At 71.6% G+C, this 18,580-nt stretch carries 16 protein-coding genes; 6 read left to right on the forward strand and 10 right to left on the reverse strand.

What is annotated here, in order from left to right:
• Window positions 1-18 precede the first annotated feature (18 nt).
• The 5 genes from ABZT49_RS27915 to ABZT49_RS27935 all read right to left on the reverse strand — a co-directional run bounded on the left by ABZT49_RS27915 (window position 19) and on the right by ABZT49_RS27935 (window position 4,665).
• Window positions 19-555, reverse strand: coding sequence for a hypothetical protein (locus ABZT49_RS27915; protein ID WP_355290941.1), 537 nt, complete (start codon window positions 553-555; stop codon window positions 19-21).
• 2 nt (window positions 556-557) lie between these two features.
• The gene (locus ABZT49_RS27920; RefSeq protein ID WP_355290943.1) at window positions 558-1,766 is read right to left on the reverse strand and encodes an acetyl-CoA C-acetyltransferase; all 1,209 of its coding nucleotides are present in this window, start codon (window positions 1,764-1,766) and stop codon (window positions 558-560) included.
• 67 nt (window positions 1,767-1,833) lie between these two features.
• Window positions 1,834-2,088 (reverse strand): hypothetical protein, encoded by a 255-nt coding sequence (locus tag ABZT49_RS27925; RefSeq protein WP_355290945.1) that lies wholly within the window; start codon window positions 2,086-2,088, stop codon window positions 1,834-1,836.
• A 30-nt stretch (window positions 2,089-2,118) separates the two neighbouring features.
• Window positions 2,119-3,912 (reverse strand): acyl-CoA dehydrogenase C-terminal domain-containing protein, encoded by a 1,794-nt coding sequence (locus tag ABZT49_RS27930; RefSeq protein ID WP_355290947.1) that lies wholly within the window; start codon window positions 3,910-3,912, stop codon window positions 2,119-2,121.
• A gap of 291 nt (window positions 3,913-4,203) precedes the next feature.
• The gene (locus ABZT49_RS27935; RefSeq protein WP_355290949.1) at window positions 4,204-4,665 is read right to left on the reverse strand and encodes a MerR family transcriptional regulator; all 462 of its coding nucleotides are present in this window, start codon (window positions 4,663-4,665) and stop codon (window positions 4,204-4,206) included.
• 493 nt (window positions 4,666-5,158) lie between these two features.
• On the opposite strand from ABZT49_RS27935, the gene ABZT49_RS27940 reads away from it, so the two are divergent.
• The 4 genes from ABZT49_RS27940 to ABZT49_RS27955 all read left to right on the forward strand — a co-directional run bounded on the left by ABZT49_RS27940 (window position 5,159) and on the right by ABZT49_RS27955 (window position 10,902).
• Window positions 5,159-8,632: a hypothetical protein gene (locus ABZT49_RS27940; RefSeq protein ID WP_355290951.1), complete on the forward strand. Its 3,474-nt coding sequence runs from the start codon at window positions 5,159-5,161 to the stop codon at window positions 8,630-8,632.
• Window positions 8,633-8,779: 147 nt separating this feature from the next.
• A complete protein-coding gene (locus ABZT49_RS27945; protein WP_355290953.1) occupies window positions 8,780-9,703 on the forward strand; it encodes a sulfite exporter TauE/SafE family protein in 924 nt (307 codons plus the stop codon).
• Window positions 9,703-10,464, forward strand: coding sequence for a TIGR02186 family protein (locus ABZT49_RS27950; RefSeq protein ID WP_355290955.1), 762 nt, complete (start codon window positions 9,703-9,705; stop codon window positions 10,462-10,464). The genes ABZT49_RS27945 and ABZT49_RS27950 overlap by 1 nt, the downstream gene beginning before the upstream one ends.
• Window positions 10,465-10,902 carry a DUF3429 domain-containing protein gene (locus ABZT49_RS27955; RefSeq protein WP_355290957.1) on the forward strand — a complete coding sequence of 146 codons (438 nt, stop codon included), beginning with the start codon at window positions 10,465-10,467 and terminating at the stop codon, window positions 10,900-10,902.
• 237 nt (window positions 10,903-11,139) lie between these two features.
• Here the strand turns inward: ABZT49_RS27955 and pdeM are convergent, their stop codons facing one another.
• Together pdeM and ABZT49_RS27965 are read right to left on the reverse strand one after the other, a co-directional pair.
• Entirely contained in the window at window positions 11,140-11,853 is a 714-nt protein-coding gene (gene pdeM / locus ABZT49_RS27960; protein WP_355290959.1) for a ligase-associated DNA damage response endonuclease PdeM, read from the reverse strand.
• A 41-nt stretch (window positions 11,854-11,894) separates the two neighbouring features.
• On the reverse strand, window positions 11,895-14,420 hold the full coding sequence (locus ABZT49_RS27965) for a ligase-associated DNA damage response DEXH box helicase (protein ID WP_407943585.1): 2,526 nt from the start codon (window positions 14,418-14,420) through the stop codon (window positions 11,895-11,897).
• A 107-nt stretch (window positions 14,421-14,527) separates the two neighbouring features.
• Here ABZT49_RS27965 and arfB point away from each other — a divergent pair, with 107 nt between their 5' ends.
• Window positions 14,528-14,953, forward strand: a complete 426-nt coding sequence (gene arfB, locus ABZT49_RS27970; protein WP_355290960.1) for an alternative ribosome rescue aminoacyl-tRNA hydrolase ArfB — start codon at window positions 14,528-14,530, stop codon at window positions 14,951-14,953.
• Between the two features lie 253 nt (window positions 14,954-15,206).
• Here the strand turns inward: arfB and ABZT49_RS27975 are convergent, their stop codons facing one another.
• From ABZT49_RS27975 to ABZT49_RS27985, 3 genes are all read right to left on the reverse strand, one after another.
• Window positions 15,207-15,833 carry a Uma2 family endonuclease gene (locus ABZT49_RS27975; RefSeq protein ID WP_355290962.1) on the reverse strand — a complete coding sequence of 209 codons (627 nt, stop codon included), beginning with the start codon at window positions 15,831-15,833 and terminating at the stop codon, window positions 15,207-15,209.
• Between the two features lie 16 nt (window positions 15,834-15,849).
• Complete coding sequence (locus ABZT49_RS27980; protein ID WP_355290963.1) at window positions 15,850-16,776, reverse strand: cyclase family protein; 927 nt, start codon at window positions 16,774-16,776, stop codon at window positions 15,850-15,852.
• 103 nt (window positions 16,777-16,879) lie between these two features.
• Window positions 16,880-17,539 (reverse strand): L,D-transpeptidase, encoded by a 660-nt coding sequence (locus ABZT49_RS27985; protein ID WP_355290965.1) that lies wholly within the window; start codon window positions 17,537-17,539, stop codon window positions 16,880-16,882.
• Between the two features lie 99 nt (window positions 17,540-17,638).
• Here ABZT49_RS27985 and ABZT49_RS27990 point away from each other — a divergent pair, with 99 nt between their 5' ends.
• The gene (locus tag ABZT49_RS27990; protein ID WP_355290967.1) at window positions 17,639-18,550 is read left to right on the forward strand and encodes a LysR family transcriptional regulator; all 912 of its coding nucleotides are present in this window, start codon (window positions 17,639-17,641) and stop codon (window positions 18,548-18,550) included.
• The last annotated feature ends 30 nt before the right edge of the window (window positions 18,551-18,580 follow it).

Genomic DNA, 18,580 nt, shown 5'->3' on the forward strand with positions numbered 1-18,580 from the left:
AGGGCCTCGTGAGAGCGATTACGGCTTGGCCGGTGCAGGCACCGGTGCCGGTGCAGGCGCCGGCGTCGGGGCCGGCACGCCCTGCGGGGCTGGCGTCTGGCCGTTGCCCTGCTGCGACAGGGCCGCGAGCGAGAGCAGGTTCATCATCTTGGTCACCGCGTCCTTGGTGATCGTGGTGACCATAGAGGTCGGGTCGGCGTTGAGCGCCTGGAACTTCTGGTAGACCGGGTCGTCGTAGATCGAGACGAGCCGCTTCAGCTCGGCGGCGTCGAATTTTTGCGCGTATTCCTTCGACAGACCGTCGACGAGGGTGTCGCGCTCCTGCGCGAAGGTCTTCTCCAGCTCGGGACGCAGCTTGGCCGATTGCTCCGCGCTCATCGAGGCGAGGGTCTTCTCCTCGGCCTGCTTGAACGCCTGGGTCAGGTTGCGGGCGACCGTCTTCGAGACGATGTCGCGGGCGAGCGCGACTCTGTCGTCGTCGGCCCGGGCCGGGCCGGCGAGCGTCAGGCCGAGCACCAGGAGGGGGAGGGCCGGGAAAGCGAGGGGACGCCGCATGCTCACACCCGCTCGATGATCGTGGCGGTACCCATGCCGGCGCCGATGCACAGGGTCACGAGGGCGGTCCGCTTGCCCGTGCGCTCCAGCTCGTCGAGCACGGTGCCGAGGATCATCGCCCCGGTGGCGCCGAGGGGATGGCCGAGCGCGATGGCGCCGCCATTGACGTTGACCTTGGCGGGATCGACGTCGAAGGCCTGGAGGAAGCGCAGGACCACCGCCGCGAAGGCCTCGTTGACCTCGAACAGGTCGATGTCACCGATGCTCATGCCGGCACGTTTGAGCACCTTGCGGGTCACGTCGACCGGGCCGGTCAGCATCAGGGCCGGGTCGGAGCCGATATTGGCGAAGGCCCGGATGCGGGCGCGGGGCTTCAGGCCCGCCCTGGCTCCGGCCTCCTGCGAGCCGATCAGCACCGCGGCGGCGCCGTCGACGATGCCCGACGAGTTGCCGGCATGGTGGACGTGCTCGACCGCCTCGACATCCGGATGCGCGTCGACCGCGACGGCATCGAAGCCGCCCATCTGGCCCATCTGGACGAAGGACGGCTTGAGCGAGGCCAGCGACTGCATGTCGGTGCTCGGACGGCGGTGTTCGTCGTGGTCGAGGAGCGTCAGGCCGTTGACGTCGCGCACCGGCACGACCGAGTTCTTGAACCGGCCATCCTCCCAGGAGCGGGCGGCGCGCTTCTGCGATTCGACCGCGTAGGCATCGCACTCGTCGCGGGAGAAGCCGTACTTGGTGGCGATCAGGTCGGCCGAGACGCCCTGCGGCATGAAGTACGACTTGATGGCGATGGCGGGATCGACCGGCCAGGCGCCGCCCGACGCCCCGAGGCCGATGCGGCTCATCGATTCGACGCCGCCACCGACCGCCATGTCGTGCTGGCCGCTCATCACCTGGGCGGCGGCGAAGTTCACCGCGTCGAGGCCCGAGGCGCAGAACCGGTTGATCTGCACGCCCGGCACGTGGTTGCCGTAATCGGCCACGAGCGCCGCCGCGCGGGCGATGTCGCCGCCGGCCTCGCCGACCGGATCGACGCAGCCGAGCACCACGTCGTCGACGAGGGTCGTGTCGAGGGCATTGCGGTCCTTGAGGGCGCGGAGCGCGGTCTCGGCGAGGCAGAGCGCCGTCACCTCGTGCAGCGAGCCGTCGGGCTTGCCGCGGCCGCGGGGGGTGCGGACGTGGTCGTAGATGTAGGCGTCGGGCATGGGGCGTCTTCCCGGAAAATTCGTGCGGCGGCCCGGGGACGGGCGCCGGGGAGGGGGAGCGCGCCGGTCAGGCGCGCTCCGCTTCGATGCGGACGATGCGGCGCTCGTGATCGTCGAGGCGGTGGACGAGGGCCCCGAAGCCGGCCACGACCGCATGGGTCAGGCCAGTCACCCGGGTGTCGAGTTCGTCGATGCGCGCCTCGACATGGTCAAACCGGCTCTCGACCTTCGCTTCCAACCGCTCGACCTTGCGCTCGAGCTGCTCGATGGACCCGCGGATGGCGCGAAGATGTTCGAGGACCAGGTTCTCGGGTTCGGCCATGGGAGGTAGCTCCGTGCGTTGGAGACGAACCTAGAACAGCTCCGCCGGCACCGCCATGACGGCGTCCGATCCGGCCGAGATCCGGGCAAGCCGGGTGCCGGTCTCCGGCAGCACGCGCTCGACGTAGAATCGGCCGGTGGCGAGCCGCGCGTCGAGGCGCTCGGCGATGCCCTCGCCGGACTTCTTCTTCTCGGCCGTCGCCTTGGCGATCCGGCCCCACATGTAGCCCATGGCGACGAGGCCCATCAGGTGCATGTAGTCGGTCGCCGCCGCACCCGCATTGTCGGGCTTGGCCATGGCGTTCTGCATCAGCCACATCGTCGCCTGCTGCAGGTGGCCGAGGCTCTTCATCAGGGGCGCGCAGAAGACCTTGAGGCTCTCGTCCTCGGCGTTCTCCTTGCAGAAGCCCTCGACCTCGGCGAGGAAGCGCATCATCGCCCGGCCGCCGTCGCGCGGCAATTTCCGGCCGACGAGGTCCATCGCCTGGATGCCGTTGGCGCCCTCGTAGATCTGGGCGATGCGGGCGTCGCGCACGAATTGCGACATCCCCCATTCCTCGATGTAGCCGTGACCGCCGAACATCTGCTGGGCGTCGACCGCGTTGGCGAAGCCCCGGTCGGTCAGCACGCCCTTCACCACCGGGGTGAGCAGGCCCATATGGTCTTCCGCCGCCTGGCGGGCAGCCGGATCCTCGGAGCGGTGGGCGATGTCAGCCTGGAGCGCGGTCCAGATGACGAGGGCCCGGGCGGCCTCGTTGAAGGCGCGGATGTTCAGGAGCGTCCGGCGCACGTCCGGGTGGACGATGATCGGGTCGGCGGGCTTCTCGGGCGCCTTGGCGCCGGTCAGCGAACGGCCCTGGAGCCGGTCGCGGGCGTAGGCCACGGCGTTCTGGTAGGCGACCTCGGATTGGCCGAGTCCCTGGATGCCGACGGCGAGGCGGGCCTCGTTCATCATGACGAACATCGCGTTGAGGCCGCGATTGGCCTCGCCGACGAGCCAGCCGGTGGCGCCGTCGTAGTTCATCACGCAGGTGGCGTTGCCGTGGATGCCCATCTTGTGCTCGATGGCGCCGCAGGACACGCCGTTGCGCGCGCCCACCGCCCCGTCGGGCCCGACCAGGAACTTCGGCACCACGAAGAGCGAGATGCCCTTGGTGCCAGCCGGCGCGCCCTCGATCCGGGCGATCACCAGGTGGATGATGTTCTCCGACAGGTCGTGCTCGCCCGCCGAGATGAAGATCTTGGTGCCGGTGAGCGCGTAGGAGCCGTCGCCGTTCGGCACGGCCTTGGTCTTGAGCAGGCCGAGATCCGTGCCGCAATGCGGCTCGGTCAGGTTCATCGTGCCGGTCCAGGTTCCCTCGACCATCTTCGGCAGGTAGGTGCGCTTCTGCTTCTCGGAGCCATGGACCAGGAGCGCCGCCATGGCGCCCTGCGTCAGGCCCGGATACATCCCGAGCGCGACGTTGGCGCCCGACACGAATTCCTGCATCACGCTGTTGAGGGTGTGGGGCAGGCCCTGGCCGCCATACTCCTCGGGCATCGACAGGCCCATCCAGCCGCCGCCCGCATAGGCGTCGTAGCCGGCCTTGAAGCCCTTCGGCGTCGTGACGCTGCCGTCCGGATGGCGGGTGCAGCCCTCGAGGTCGCCGACCCGGTTGAGCGGCGCCAGCACCTCCTCGCAGAGCTTCGCGCCCTCGGCGATCACCGCCTCGACCACGTCGGGCGTCGCCTCGGCGAAGCCGGGCAGGTTGCTGTAGCGCGCGATCCCGAACACGTCGTTGAGGAGGAACAGCACGTCCTCCACCGGTGCCTTGTAGCTCGGCATGGTTCCCCCGCTCCCACGATCTGATTCAGATCCGTCCGCGGAGCCTCCGCGGCGAGATAGTTCATATGTAAACTATCTGGGTGCGGAACGGCAAGGGGCCTGCCGGCGCGCCGCCGCGCCTCGTGCCGGACAAGGTTGACGCAGGATGAGCCCTTGACTGCGTCCCTGGCCCGCGGCCGAGGTTCCGAACCGGGCGGCGCCCGCCCCCGCAGGGCGCCGCCGGAACGCTTATCGCTCTCGCCGCCGTCGGCAATCTTGCCTCGGGCGCTCTTGGCATCGGGCGTCTTGGTCTCAGGCGCTCGCGACGGCCTTGCCGTAGCCCCGCAGCGCCTCGAGCGCCCGCTCGATCTCCGCCTTCTGGTTCTCCAGGTGGGTGATCTGCTCGGCGACCTGGGCCGGGGAGAGGGCGAGGGTCGCACCGGCACCGGCCTCGGCGAGCTCGTCGCCATCGACCATCGCGGCGATCTCGCGCAGGGTGAAGCCGAGCTCCTTGCCGCGCAGGATGGTGGCGAGGCGCGAGCGGTCGTCCTCGGTGTAGAGCCGGGTCGTGCCGCGGCGCTGCGGATGCAGGAGACCCTTCGCCTCGTAGAAGCGCAGAGCCCGCAACGTGACGCCGAACTCCTCGGCGAGGTCGCCGATGGTGAGCGTTGCCGGTGCCGTCGAGCGGCCGGCCGGCCGGCCGGTGCGCGAAGCGGATCCGCCGGAGCGGACGGACGCCCCTCTGCTGCTCTCGGTCTGCCGATCATAAGCCATGCCGATTCCCCCGTTGAGACACGCACGCTGTCATACCAGGGACGCCGTTCAGGCACCCTGTGACACAAAGAAGGTCAAATGACCTACCTAAGGGAAAGGTAACGTCAACTTGAGCGTGCGTTACTTACGGTAAAATGCGCGAGGTTTCAAGCTCTTACGGCGGAAATCAGATTACCGTTACGGGGATCCGGTTGGGGATAGGGGAACCGGAATGCCCGTCCGGCTTGCGTCAGTTCGCGCGCAGGTTGTGAACATAAAATGGTCATCAGTGAGTTGCGCATGCAACGATTGGGGCCGGCATACGTGCCGGAGCGGACGTAAGGTCGCGACTTAACCGCTTGTTTACCGTGTCGCTCGAAAGTGCGGGAGGGAACCTTCACAGGCTGCTGCCACTGACCGGATCTTCAAGGATCGAGCAGGGCGCGGGGTTCCTGCCGACGACGAGCCGGCGCCTATTTGCGAGATCCCCCAGGCCCCTTGCGCAGAGCCCGCTATGAGACGGACCGCTCCCACACTCGATGCTTTCGATCCGGAGCTGCGCGACGCCGCCCGCGAGGCCGCCCGGCGCGCCGGGTTGTCGGTGGACGAGTGGCTGGCCGAGGCGATCAGCGAGGGCTCCGCCCGCGCCGGCGTGCGTCAGCAATCGCGCCGCATCGCAGGATCCCGCCGCGCGCGGCACGACGCATTTCAGGCTCAGAGCTTCCCGGAGGACGAGCCGGAGGTCCGAAGGGCCGACCGGTCCTGGCCGCACGACGCGCCCCGGGCGCAGCGTCCGCGCCACGGGCGCGGGCCGGTCGCCGAGCCCGCAGCCGCGCCGGCAATCTCCGTCGCGGCCGCCTTGCCGGCCACGAGCGACGCCCAACTGGTCGAGGCCGTCGCGGCGATCGGCCGCCGCCTCGACGCGATCGACCGCCGCATCAGCGAGAACCGCGAGGCCGTCGACGAGGCGGTGACCAAGGCGGTGCAGGACAGGAAGGCGGCGCAGGCCGGCGAGGCACACCCCGCCGACGACGCCTCCATCCCGCGCGACGCCACGGCGCGGCCGGCCGGCCGCCGCGCCCGCCCGGCACCCAACAGCCTCGCCGCCGCGGTGGCGGAGATCCGCCAGCGCCAGCAGCAGCTCGACGACGGCGCCCCCGAGGACGACCAGGAGATCCTGGTCGACGGCCTGCGGCGGGACCTCGCCCGGGTGATGGAGACGACCGAGGCCGCCGCCGACAAGCTCTCGCCGGCGATCGCCGGGCTGCAGGCCGAGACCTCGCGCCTGCGCGACTCGATCGGCACCCTCGCCACCAGCGGCGACCTTGTGACCCTGGAGCAGGCAGTCCGTACCCTGGCCGACGAGGTCCATCGGGCCCGTGACCCGGCCGACCTCGTCGCCATCGCCGGGCCGATCGACCTGATGCGGGTCCAGGTCGGCCGCCTCGCCGACGACGTCGCCGCCAACGTGCATGCCCGGGTGGCCCAGGACGTCGAGCGCCTGGCGCGGCAGGTGGACGGGACGCTCGGCGCCGACCGGACCGGTCTCGCCGATCGCGACGCGGCCGCCAAGCTGTTCGCCGAGCTCGAGGAGATCCGCGGCCGGCTAGCGGTGCTCGCCGAGCCGGCCCGGGTGCAGAACCTCGCCCGGTCGGTCGACGAGCTCACCGAGACCGTGACCCGGCTCGGCAACGGCATGCTCGACAGCCCGGCCCTGATGAACGAGCTGCGGCCGCTCCTGGAGGAGATCCGCGAGGGCGTGCGCGCGCCCGGCGCCGACGCGCCGGCCCTGGCCCAGGGCATCGCCGATCTCGACCGCAAGCTCGACGACCTGCGCGCCGAGCGGCGCGAGCAGCCGAACGCGGCCGGCGACATCCTCGGCCGCATCGACGCCCTCTCGGCCAAGGTCGACCAGGTCGCCTCGGTCAACACCGTCGGCGACGTGATGGGGCGGCTGGAGCAGATCGGCGAGGCCCTGCGCCAGCCGGCGCTGCCGAGCAGCGATCTCGCGTCGATCCACGGAATGCTGCGCAGCCTCGCCGACAAGCTCGACCGCGTCGGGCAGGGAGCGGGCGGCGAGACCCTCGACGGCCTCGAGCGCCAGGTCCTGGCGCTGGCGAGCCGCATCGACACCCGCGGCAGCGATCCGGCCCTGGCGGGCCTGGAGCGCACCATGGGCGACCTCCTCGCCCAGGTCGCGCTCCTGCGCGACGAGGCGCCGATCCAGGCCGCGGCGGAGCGCGCCGCCCGCAGCGTCGCCGACTCGATCGGGGCCGAGCGCAAGGGCACGGCGGAAGCCGAGGGCCTCGGCGGGCTGCAGGCGATGCTCGCCGACATGCGGGTGCAGCAGGCGGCGTCCGACAAGCGCCTCCAGGCCACGATGGAGGGCGTGCATTCCGCCCTCGAGCAGCTGGTCTCCCGGCTGACCCATCTCGACGGAGAGCGCCGGAGCGAGGCGGTCCCGGCCGCCGTCGCGGCGCCGGCCCGCCACGCCCGCAACCTGCGCGACACGTTGCGCGAGACCACGACCCCGGCGCCGGAGCCGCGCCCGGGCCGCCGGCCGGAGGCGCCCAAATCCGGCCTAGCGAGCGCTGGCCCGGCGAATCTTGGCCTGACCAGCCCGGCTGACGAGATGATCGAGCCCGGCGCGGTGCGCCCGCGCCAGCCGCACGGGGCCGAGACCGTCCCCGCGCCGGAGCTGCCGGCCGGCGACATCAAGGCGAGCTTCATCGCGGCGGCCCGCCGCGCCGCCCAGGCCGCGGCGGCCGAGGCGGCCGGCACCGGACCGGCCCTGCCCGCGCCCGAGCGGAGCGTCGAGTCCCGGGGCAGCCTGGTCGAGCGGCTGCGGGCCGCGATCGAGCGCCGCCGCCGGCCGCTGCTCCTCGGCATCGCGGCGATCGTGCTGGCGCTCGGGACGCTGCAGGCCCTGCACAGCGCCGGCTCGCGAACCGGCAGCCCGACGATCTCCTCGTACGAGGCGGCGACGCCGGCCGATCCGGCGACGACCCAGGCTACCGGCGCGCCCGCCCTGCCCAAGGGCACGCCCCCGGTCGCGGCTCCCGCCGCCACGGCGGAGGCCAAGCCTGCGGAGCCGAAGGCTGCGGATGTCAAACCGGCTCCCGCCAGGCCCGATGCCGTCAAGCCCGACACCGCTCCCCAGAAGGGCGCGGAGACGGTGGCCCCGGAGGCGGGCAAGCCGAGCCTCGCCGCCAGGCCGACGATGCCGCGGGTGACCGACATGGCGTCCCTGCACAACGAGCTCGCCGGGCTTCCGGCCGGCGCCGCACCCTTGCGTCAGGCGGCCCTCGACGGCGACGGTGCGGCGATCTACGAGCTCGCGAGCCGCGCCGTCGACGGCCGCGGCCTGCCGCGGGACACCGCCCTCGCCGCCAAGCTGTTCGACCGTCTGGCCGGCGCCGGCTACGCTCCCGCGCAGTACCGTCTCGGCAGCCAGTACGAGAAGGGCCTCGGCCTGGTCCGCGACCAGGAGAAGGCCCGGCTCTGGTACGGCCGCGCGGCGATGCAGGGCCATGTCCGGGCGATGCACAACCTCGCGGTGATGCTGGCCGAATCCGGCTCCGCCGGCGGCAAGCCCGACTACACCTCCGCGGCGACCTGGTTCCGCAAGGCCGCCGAGTACGGGGTGCGCGACAGCCAGTACAACCTCGCGGTGCTTCAGGCCCGCGGCCTCGGCGTCGCCCAGGACCTCAATCAGGCTTATGGCTGGTTCGCGGCGGCCGCCGCGCAGGGCGACGACGATGCCGGCCGCAAGCGCGACGAGGTGGCCGGCAAGCTGGCGCCGAAGGATCTGGCGGCGGCCCGCAGCGCGGCCGAGGCCTGGAAGGCGAAGGTCCCGGACCCGGCGGTGAACGATCCCCCGGCCGCCCGCGTCGAGACCACGGCGACCCCCGGCCCGATGTCTCTGATCGGCGCACCGCCGCCCCTCAGCGTCGGCAAGGGAGCGGGAATGGGGACCGGCAAGGTGTAGGCGCGCCAAACCAACCCGAAGCCATCTCGACGATCGACGGGCGCGGGCCGACAGGTTCGCGCCCGCGCGCATTCGGCGCCGGCGGTTTCCCCCAAGGCGCGACATGGTCTAGATCGGGGATCCCCGCCGCACCGGATCCTCCTGCCGTTGCAGATCTACCTTCCGATCGCCGAGATGCCGGTCAGCGTCCTCGTCCTCCTCGGGCTCGGCGCGGCGGTCGGCTTCGTGTCGGGGCTGTTCGGCATCGGCGGCGGCTTCCTGATGACGCCGATCCTGATCGTGATGGGAATCCCGCCGGCCATCGCCGTCGCGACCCAGACCGCCCCGATCGTCGCCTCCTCGGCCACCAGCGTGCTGGCGGCGCTCCGGCGCAACGCACTCGACCTGCGGCTCGGCCTCGTGCTGGTGCTGGGGGGCTTCGTCGGCACCAGCCTCGGCGTCTGGTTCTTCGCCGCCATGCGGCGGGCCGGCCAGCTCGACCTCGTCATCACGGTCGCCTACGTGACGCTGTTCACGGTGGTGGGCGGGCTGATGCTGGTGGAATCCGTGCGCAGCGCCTGGGCCCGCCACCGCGGTCGGCCCCGCCCGGCGCGGCTCGGCGGCGATCACGCCGCCTACCTTGCCTGGCCGCTGCGGATGCGGTTTCCACGCTCGCGCCTCTATGCCAGCGTGATCCCGATCCTCGGCCTCGCGCTGTTCGTGGGCTTTGCCAGCGCGGTGCTCGGCATCGGCGGCGGCTTCATTCTGGTCCCGGCGTTGCTCTACCTGATGCGGGTGCCGACCGGCGTGGTGGTCGGCACCTCGCAGTTCCAGATCGTCTGCACCAGCTTCGTCGCGCTGGTGCTGCACGCGGTGCAGAATCAGGCAGTCGACATCGTGCTGGCGGTGATCCTGATCGCCGGCGGAGTGTTCGGGGCGCAGTTCGGCGCGCGGGCCGGGCGCAACCTGCGCTCGGAGTACTTTCGGTTCCTCCTCGCCATCCTGGTCCTGGCGGTGGGCCTGCGCTTCGCGGTCGAGCTGGGCTTGCGACCCGAGGAGCCGTTCTCGATCGTGGTTCAGGAGGCGCGCTGATGCGCGCTCTTCTTGCCGTCCTCATGACCCTGCTCGCCGCGGGCCCGGCAGGGGCGGAATCCCTCGTCGTCAGCCTGTCGTTCAACCGTCTTGCCGTCACCTCGACCTATGCGGGCACCTCGGTCGCGGTGTTCGGCGCCATCGAGCGCGACGGGCAGGCGGCGGCGCGCTCCGGCGGCTACGACGTGGTGGCGACGATCCGGGGCCCGCGCCAGGCCCTGACCGTGCGCGAGAAGGAGGCCCTCGGCCCGGTCTGGGTCAATCGCGGCCAGCAGAAATTCGCCGAGGTGCCGAGCTTCCTGGCGGTTTTGTCCTCCCGCCCCCTGGCCGGGATCGCCGACGAGGCGACCCGCCGGCGCCTGCGGCTCGGTCTCACGGCCATCGTGGCCGCCCCCGACCTAACCCTCGCGGCGCCGGCGCCGGACGACCCCTTTCGCGAGGCGCTGCTGCGCCTGCGCCGGCGCGAGCGCCTGTTCAGCGAGAGCGAGGCGGGGGTGCGGTTCCTGGCGCCCACGGTCTTCCAGGCCACCGCACCGCTGCCGGCCACCGCGCCGGTCGGCTCCTACGACGTCGAGGTGGTGCTGCTCGCCGGCGGCGTGCCGCTCGCGCGGCACGAGGCGCGGTTCGACCTCGTCAAGTCGGGCATCGAGCAGGGGATCGCCACGGTGGCCCGCGATTGGTCGCTGGCCTACGGGCTTGCCGCCGGCGCGCTGGCACTCATCTCCGGCTGGCTCGCCAGCGTGATCTTCCGGAGAGACTGAATGCCCCGCGCCGCGCCCCCCGCCGCCCTGATCCTCGGTGCGGCGGGGCTGATTCCGTTCCTGGGGCTCGCCGCCCTGGTGATCCTCGGCCAGTCGCCGTTCGGGCTGGCGCCGCGCCCGCTGCTCGCGGCTTACGGTGCCGTGATCGCGTCGTTCCTCGGTGGCCTGCGCTGGGGCGCCGCCGCCGCCTCGCCGGAGGGGAAGGGCGTCGACTACGCGGTCGCTGTGGTCCCCTCGCTCATCGCCTGGGCGGCCCTCTTCGCGCCGGCGCCGTGGGACCTGCGGGCGCTCGGCGCCCTGGTGCTCGCCTGGGGGCTCGTCGACCAGGACCTCCCGCGGCGCGGGCTGGTGCCGGCCTGGCTCGGGCAGTTGCGCCTGGTGCTGTCGGGGGTGGCCGGGCTGGCGCTGCTGGCGGCGGGGTTTTTTGGAGTGGCGTGAGGCCGCGGGCAGCCCCTCCGCGACGGGGTGAAGAAATTCACTAAATCCCACCCACGACCTCATCCTGAGGTGTTGGTCGATTGAAAATCGACTGACCTCGAAGGAGGGCTCCCGAGATCGCGAGGCTTCTGGAGCCCTCCTTCGAGGCTCACTGCGTCCGCGATCTTTGATCGCCAGACACCTCAGGATGAGGTCGTGGATGGGACGAGGGGAATAGATCAGAACCCGGTCTGCTATTCACTCCCGCGTCAGCATCGTCCGGGCGATCGCGAACACCCGCCCGTCCCCGATCAGGTGCGCGGTGAACCCTCCGGGAAACAGCTTTTCGAACGTCTCGGAGCGCACGTTGAGCCCGCCGGTCAGCGAGCCGAAGGCCGGCATCACCAGGCGGGTCGCGTCGAGGACGAAGCAGCGCCGGCGCACGGCGCGGCCGCGCATCGCGACCTTGCCGACCGGGTGGTAATGGCCGGCGACCTCGCCGATCTCGGGCTTGTCCGCCGGCTCGTGCCGGAGCGTCAGGCCGCCGATCGTCAGGAGGTCGGCGAAGCGGCCGCCGATGCCGTCCTGGATCGCCCGGTCGTGGTTGCCGGTGATCCAGACCCAGTCGCGGCCCTCCTGCAGGACGGCGATGAGCGCGCGGTCCTCGACCGCGAGGCGGTCCGGCCCCTGCGCGTCGTGGAAGGAATCGCCTAAGGCAACGACGCAGGCCGGATCGAGGCGGGCCACCGCCTCGTGCAGGCAGGCCAGGGTCTCGCGGGTGTCGTAGGGCGGCAGGAACTGGCCCGAGCGCGCCGCGAAGGCGGAGCCCTTCTCCAAGTGCAGGTCGGAGACCACGAGGGTGCGGTGCTCCGGCAGCCACAGCCCGCCGCTGAGGTCGAGGGCGAGGGTCTCGCCGGCGAGCGTCGCGCCGGGGGTCTTGTGGGTCTTCTCGAGCTTCAGCGGCAGCGCCACGATGTCACAATCCTTCAAGCGGAGCGGGGCGCCCTCCGGTGTCACGCCAGCGCCTCGTCGAGCAGAGCCGCCTCAGCCTCGGCCAGGATCTCGTCCGCGCCCTCGCCGTAGACCCGCTCGCGCCCGATCTCGAGCATCACGTTCACGGCGAGCGGCGACACCCGGTCGAGGGCCTTGTGGATGATTCGCCCCTGGATCCGCGCAAGCATCATACCGAGGCGGGCCACGTCGAGGAGTCCGGTTGCCGCATCCTGCCGCGCCGCCCGCAGCAGGAGGTGGCCGGGCTGGTGCTTGCGCAGCACGTCGTAGATCAGGTCGGTCGAGATCGTGACCTGCCGGCCGGTCTTGCGCAGGCCCGGATGGCGGCGCTCGATCAGCCCGGCGATCACCGCGCATTGGCGGAAGGTGCGCTTCATCATCGCCGATTCGTCGAGCCACTCCTCCAGGTCGTCGCCGAGCATGTCCTCTGCGAACAGCCCGTCGAGGAAGCCGGGCTCGCGGCCGATGCGCTCCGACAGGTCGCGGGTGCAAAAGACCGCGAGGCCGTAATCGTTGGCGGCAAAGCCGAGCGGCCGCATCCCGGCCCGCTCCAGCCGCCGGGTCAGCAGCATGCCGAGCGTCTGGTGGGCGAGCCGCCCCTCGAAGGGGAAGCAGGCGAGGTAGTAGCGGTTCGCCCGCGGAAACGTCTCGACCAGGAGGTCGCGGGGGCCCGGCAGCACCGAGCGCCGGCGCTGCTGCACCAGGTAATCGGCGACCTGCGCCGGCAGCCGGTCCCACTCGAACGGATCGGCGATCAGCGCCCGCACCCGGGCGGCAAGGAAGGTCGAGAGCGGGAATTTGGAGCCGGCATAGCTCGGGATCGCCGGGTCGGTGCCCGGGGGGCCACGGGTGACCAGCGCCTCGTCCTCGTGCAGGCCCTCGAAGCGCAGGATCTCGCCGGCGAACAGGAAGGTGTCGCCGACCGTCAGGGTCTCGGCGAAATCCTCCTCGATCTCGCCGAGCACCTTTCCGCCCGCCGGCAGCACGCTGCCGGGCTTGGTGCGGTTGCGCCGGGCGAGCCGCACCTTGACCTTGGTCGATTCGATGATCGTGCCGATATTCATCCGGTATTGTTGTGCCGTGCGGGCGTCGCGCACCCGCCACAGTCCGTCCGGCCCGCGCAGGATCTTGGCGAAGCGCTCGTAGGCCCGGAGCGCGTAGCCGCCGGTGGCGACGTAGTCGAGCACGAGCCCGAAATCCTCCCGGCTCAGGTCGGCGTACGGGGAGGCGGCGCGGACCTCGTCGTAGAGCTCGTCCTCACCGAAGGGACCGGCGCAGGCCATGCCGAGCACGTGCTGGGCCAGCACGTCGAGGGCGCCGAGGCGCGGATCCGGCGTGTCCTGCGCCGCTTCCTCGACGGCGTCGAGGGCGGCGCGGCATTCCAGCATCTCGAAGCGGTTGGCCGGCACCAGATAGGCCTTGGAGGGCTCGTCCATGCGGTGGTTGGCCCGGCCGATCCGCTGCATGATCCGGCTCGCGCCCTTCGGCGCCCCGATATTGATCACGAGGTCGACGTCGCCCCAGTCGATGCCGAGATCGAGGGTCGCGGTGCAGACCACGGCGCGAAGCACGCCCGCCGCCATGGCCGCCTCGACCTTGCGGCGCTGGGTGGCGTCGAGGGAGCCGTGGTGGAGGGCGATCGGCAACCCGTCTTCGTTGAGGTTCCAGAGTTCCTGGAAGGTGTACTCGGCCTGGAGCCGGGTGTTGACGAAGACGAGCACCAGCTTGTGCTGCCGGATCAGGTCGTAGACCGCCGGCATCGATTGCCACGCCGTGTGCCCGGCGAGCGGCAGGGTGCGGTCGGTCTCCAGCATGCGCAAGTCGGCCTGCGCCCCGCCCTCGACGGTGATGAGGTCGGCCATCTCGGGCTCAGGGGTCTGCGGCACCAGGTAGCGACGCAGGGCATCGGGCTCGCGCACCGTCGCCGACAGGCCGGTCATGGCGAGGCCGGGCGCCAGCCGGTGCAGGCGGGCGAGGCCGAGGCTCAGGAGGTCGCCGCGCTTCGAGGTGACGAGGGCGTGCAATTCGTCGAGGACCACGCGCTTGAGGCCGCGGAAGAGCTCCGCCGCCTCGCGGTGGGCGATCAGCAGGGCCAGCTGCTCGGGCGTGGTGAGCAGGATGTGGGGCGGCCGGGCGACTTGGCGGCTGCGCTTGTGCGACGGGGTGTCGCCGGTGCGGGTCTCGATCCGGATTCTCTGCTCCAGCCCGAGTCCTGCGACCGGCGCGTCGAGGTTGCGGGCGATGTCGACCGCGAGCGCCTTGAGCGGCGAGATGTAGAGGGTGTGCAGGCCGCCCTTTCCCGTTCCCTCCGCCAGCTCGACCAGGGTGGGGAGGAAGCCCGCCAGCGTCTTGCCGGCTCCGGTCGGCGCCACCAGCAGGGCCGAGCGCCCGGCTTGCGCCGCCGCCAGCAGGGCGAGCTGGTGCGGCCGCGGCGCCCAGCCGCGCGCCGCGAACCAGTCGGCGAAGGCAGCAGGGAGGGCGGCATTCTGCGATGCCGGCGGCTCGGACGGCGACGCCGTGCGGATCACGGTCTTGGACGGTTTCGGAGAGGAGATCTTGGGCACGCCCCCGATGTAGCGCGCGCGGCGGTTTCGTGGGATGGCGGCGGCCTCAATCGGTTGTCGGGAGCGCCGTCGTGGGTCTCGAATGCACGCCCTGGATCACGATCGACGAGTCCGAGCTGGAGGAGAGCTTCGTGCGCGCCTCCGGCCCGGGGGGCCAGAACGTCAACAAGGTCTCGTCGGCGGTGCAGCTGCGCTTCGACGTGCGGCGCTCGCCCGCGCTGCCGAACGCCGTGGCGATCCGCCTGATGAAACTCGCCGGGCGCCGGCTCACCGCGGATGGCGTGCTGATCATCACCGCCCAGAATCACCGCACCCAGGAGCGCAACCGCGCCGAGGCGCGCGAGCGCCTGGCCGACCTCGTCCGCGAGGCGGCGGTGCCCCCGACCCCGCGCCGCCCGACCCGCCCGACCCTGGCCTCGAAGAAGCGCCGGCTGGAGGACAAGGGCCGGCGGGGCGACGTGAAGAAGCTGCGGGGCGGCAAGTCGGGGATGGAGTGAGGGAGTGCTGAATATTTCGGTTTGACCTGTTCGAATAAGGACGAATCGCTCTCCCCTCTCCCGTGTGGGAGAGGGGTAGGGGGTGAGGGTGACACCTTTCAGTGTGAAGCTCTGACTGTCGTGCTGGCAGCTCGAATTTAGGCGCTAGACTCAGGACCGCAGCACCCTCGCGCGATCTTCGATCACCCCTACCCCTCTCCCACACGGGAGAGGGGAACCCGCGCTTTACTTTCTCGGAGCAGACCAAGAGGGCTCACGATCGTCGACGCGGCCTCAGATGCGTCCCGGCATAAAGCGCCCCGACCGGGCAGAGCAGGCCGAACTCCGATAAATCCAGCGCGGCATCCGGGTCGGTGAGCCGATTCTCGTCCCACCCGTCCGGTTCGCGCCGCCAGACCGTGATCTCGATCCGGCGCTGTTCGATGACCAGCACCGCCCGGCAGGCCTCGTGCGCCCGGTAGAGCCTCGTCTTGGCTTCGATCCACGGTATTCCGCCCGGCAGCACCGGCTCGTCGTCGGTGCCCGATACCACCTCGGCCAGGAGATAGGCCCGGTCGACGAAGCGACGGCCGGCGACGGGATCGTAGTCGATCACCGCGACGTCCGGCTCCGGCCGGTACGCCCCTGCGAAGCCGAGGACCGATAGCGCGGCAGGGTCGAGCCCGAGTTCGAGGCCCGGACGCTGCACCGCCTCGCGGTCGGGATCGTGCCGCTCCAGGGCGTCGTTGAGCAGGCGCTCGAGATTGCTGGCGATCCGGTTGTGATCGATCAGCGGCGGCGTCATCATGACCGGCGTTCCATCGATCAGTTCCCAGCGCTCCTCGTCGGGTCGGCCGTCCTGGAAGGTCCGGAACGCCGCAGGCGACAGGCGGCCCTGCATCGTCATCGGCTCCTCCTCACGGCCCGGTCGGCCGCATCACCCCGTCGGCGTCGCGCTTGAGCGGCGCGGGTTGCAGGGGCAGCGGCGCGCCCGGCACCGCGTCGACGCTGACGCCGTGCGGCCAGCCCGCCGGCGCGATGGCGACGTAGCGGGCGTAGCCCCCAGTGCCGCCGAGCGGCTTGGCGAAGCCGATCGCCACCAGGGCGCCGGCCTCCGGCACGAGGTCGAGGTTGGTCACGCCCTCGGCCTGCGCAAAATTGTTGTGCATCAGCCAGGCCTCGCCCTCGAGAGTCGGCGTCGTGTCGGTGTCGAGGGGCTCGTGACCGTGGAACAGGATCTTGCGCTCGAGGTGCAGGAACTGCAGCGCCGCGAGGCTCACCCCCGGAAACGGCTTCTGCCGGAAGCGCTCGGCCTCGGCCCAGCGCTTCGACCAGTCGGAGCGCACCATCACCACGGCGCCGGCCGGGATGCGGCCGTGCCGCTCCTCCCAAGCCGTCACGTCGGCGACCTGGAGGTGGTAGCCCTCGTCGCGGATGACTTTCTGCGAGATGTCGATCACCGCGAGCGGGCGCAGGGTGTAGGTCGCCGGCAGGTCGCTGATCGTCGCCCCCCGGGGATTCCAGTGCGCCGGCGGGTCGAGCTGGGTGCCGTACTGGTCGGTCGGCAGGTCGTAGGCGGTGGCGACGAAGCCGTGGGTCTCGTAGGTGAAGACGTCGCCTTCCTTCGCGAAGCCCTCCAGCGTGCGCCCGGCCCGGGCCGGCTTGAACCTGGCCCCGGCAAAGCCCGGCCAGACCGGCTGCACCGGCGCGAAGGCGTGGGTGAGGTCGATGTACTTCGCCGAGCGCAACGTCTTGTCGTAGACCGACCAGAGGGAGAGGTCGTCCGCGATTGCCGGGCGGGCGAGGATCCCCGCCGCCAGCACCAGTCCGATCAGCCGATTCATCGCGCATCCCCGCGGGTCGAGAGGTGCTGAGAGTGCCGGCCTACGGGCGGGGCCGCAACCGCTCGGGCCGGAACCCGAGCCCGCCCGGCTTCAGGACGGACGGTCAAGCGGGCAGGACGACGGCGCGCGAGCCCGTCGGGACGCGGCGGTAGAGATCGATGATGTCCTGGTTCAGCAACCGTACGCAGCCCGACGACACCATCGTGCCGATCGTTCCCGGCTCCGTCGTGCCGTGAAGCCGGTACAGCGTGTCCTGTCCGTCCCGGTAGAGGTAGAGGGCCCGCGGTCCGAGCGGGTTGCCCGGCCCGCCCGGCAGGCCGCCGGCGACGGGGCCGTAGCGCTCCGGTTCACGGCGGATCATCGCGGGGGTCGGCCTCCAGCGCGGCCATTCGGCCTTGCGGGCGATGATCGCCTCGCCATGGAAGTTGAACGCCTCGTCTTTCCCGACGCCCACCCCGTAGCGGATGGCGCGCCCACCCTCGCGCACGAGGTAGGCGAAGCAGGACGCGGGGTCGACCACGATGGTGCCGGGGGGCTCCGGCGTCGCGTAGGCGACCTCCCGGCGCAGGAAGCGCGGGTCGATCTCGCTCGGGTCGACGGCCGGTACGGGAAACGGCTCGGTGTCGAGCGCCGCATAGGTCGCGAGGGTGCCGGGATCGGCGGGCGGGCGGCGATCGGCCACCGGGGGCGGCGCCGGATGCGTGATGCAGCCGGCGAGGAACAGGGGTGTGCCCGAGAGCAGGAAGCGGCGGGTCAGGGTCATGGTCGGGGATTCGATCGATCAGGGGCCTCCATGAAACGGCCATGCTTCCGCCCTGTCGATCGGTCATGGGGTGATCGAACCCATAACCGGATGGCATCGATGGATCTCGCCCTCGCCCTGCGCGCCTTCCAGCGCACCGTCGATCGCGGCTCCATGACCGCGGCCGCCCGTGATCTCGCCGTGTCCCAGCCCGCGATCAGCAAGCACCTGCGCAACCTCGAGGCCCATGTCGGCGCACGCCTGCTGGAGCGATCCGCGCGCCTCGTGCGCCCGACGCCCCAGGGCCAGCGGCTCTACGCGGCGAGCCAGCCGGCGCTCGCGGCGATCGACGCCGCGCTGGAGGACGTGCGCACCGAGGGGGTGCAGATCGAGGGACGGCTGCGCCTGCACGCGCCATCCTGCATCGGCGTCAGGCACCTGCATCCGATCGTCGCCGACTTCCAGGCCCAGCATCCGCGGGTCTCGGTCGACCTCGTGCTGGAAGAGCGGGTGGTGGACCTCGTCCACGAGGATTACGACCTGGCGCTGCGCTACGGCCGGCCGGAGGGGCAGGATCTCGTCATCCGCCGGCTCGGGTGGTCGCGCCGCATCCTGGTTGCGGCGCCCGCCTATCTGGCGCGGGCGGGCGGGGTCGACGGGCTCGAGCACCTGGCCGCGTGCGAGGTCGTCATGATCGCTTCGACGGCCGTTCCGCGCGCCCTGCTGGCGCTCCAGGGCGAGGGCGGGACGGTCGACGTTCCGGTTCGTCCCGTCCTGCGGACGAACAACGCCGAGGTGCTGGTCCGCGCCCTGCGGGAGGGACGCGGCGTCGGGCCGGTGCAATTCCTGCTGGTCGCCGAGGATCTGGCGGCGGGTCGCCTGGTGCGCGTGCTTCCGGGCTACACGCTCCGTTCGACGGAGGCCTTCCTGGTCTATCCCTCGACGCGTCACATGCGGCCGGCGGTCCGCGCCTTCACTGATTTCGCCGTGCCCCGCATCCGCGCCCTGGCGGGCATCGGCCCGAGCCCGTAGGCGCGCGCCGTCGCGCGGGAATGTCCGTTC

It is taken from the genome of Methylobacterium sp. EM32, assembly GCF_040593685.1.
GTDB lineage: Bacteria > Pseudomonadota > Alphaproteobacteria > Rhizobiales > Beijerinckiaceae > Methylobacterium.